The sequence below is a fragment of the Salipiger sp. 1_MG-2023 genome (genome assembly GCF_030547555.1).
GTDB lineage: Bacteria > Pseudomonadota > Alphaproteobacteria > Rhodobacterales > Rhodobacteraceae > Salipiger.
The window spans coordinates 1-1,020 of sequence record NZ_JAUOQN010000164.1 but is presented as its reverse complement, the minus strand read 5'-3'; the positions used below and the strand labels follow the sequence as shown (position 1 = coordinate 1,020).

The following is a 1,020-nucleotide window of genomic DNA, read 5'->3' as shown; positions in this document are numbered from 1 at the left end:
GATGGTGTTGAAAAACTCGACCCGAATTTCCGGCCGGCGAGTTAGGCAGAGCGTTCCTGCTGATGTCTCACGCCGGTGACGGCCTCAGCTTGGCGAGTTTGCGGAGGTTCTGGACGGTTGCGGCTATGTGAAACTCGTCCTTGGCGCCGTTCGGTCCTCGGAGGCGTAGGCGGTCGAGACCGAGTATACGCTTGAGGTGGGCGAAGAGCATCTCGACTTTCTTCCTGGCATAGCCCGACGCAACATATGCGTCGGTCGTGGCGATCTCCCGCGCCTTTTGGCGCGCGTGCTCGTGTCTTGACCGAGAGATTTTGCGGGTCGTCTGATTGGGCGTGCATCGGGGTTTCAGGGTGCAGGCGGCGCAATCCTGTTTTCGGGCGAAGTATTTCTTGAAGCCGTCCTTTCCGAACTCTGGTCGCCCCTTCGAGATGTCCCGCCAGTAGGGCTTCAGCGCATGGCCTCCAGGGCAGTGGTACTCGTCTGCCGCTTCATCGTAGGCGAAGTCGGTGGCCGGATACGCGCCGTCCTTGCGCTCGGATTTGTCGAATACCGGAATGTGCGGTTCGATGTTCTGTTCGCCGACGAGCCAGCCGAGCATCTCGGCCGTGCCGTAGGCCGTATCCGCGGCCAGCGTGTCCGGGTGAAGGTCGAACCGCTCTCTGGTTCTCGTCAGCATGTCACGCACGGCGCCGACCTCGGCCTGCCGGATCGGAACGGTAGCCTCGACGTCGACGATGATCGCGTTGTCCAGATCCACCAGGTAGTTAGTGCTGTAGGCGAAGAAGGATCTATCACCGTTGGCTCCGGTAAACCGTGCGGCGGGATCGGTAGGCGAGATCGCCTTCGGCTTCACGGGCGTGGCTGCGCCGAAAGCGGCGTCGTCGAGGGTGTCGAGGTATTCCTGCGTTGCTCGGCTGGCCCCGTCTTCCGCCGACCATTCCGAGAAATCTGCTTTGGTATAACGGCTGGCATCCGCCTTGATCAGCGACGCATCCGCCCCGAAGCTCTCGCCACCCACCA

At 61.9% G+C, this 1,020-nt stretch carries 1 protein-coding gene; it reads right to left on the bottom strand.

The genetic code is table 11. The annotated features are described in order from the left end of the window. Window positions 1–67: 67 nt before the first annotated feature. A partial coding sequence (locus Q4543_RS24395) for a transposase (protein WP_303442748.1) occupies window positions 68–1,020 on the bottom strand: 953 nt, incomplete at its 5' end.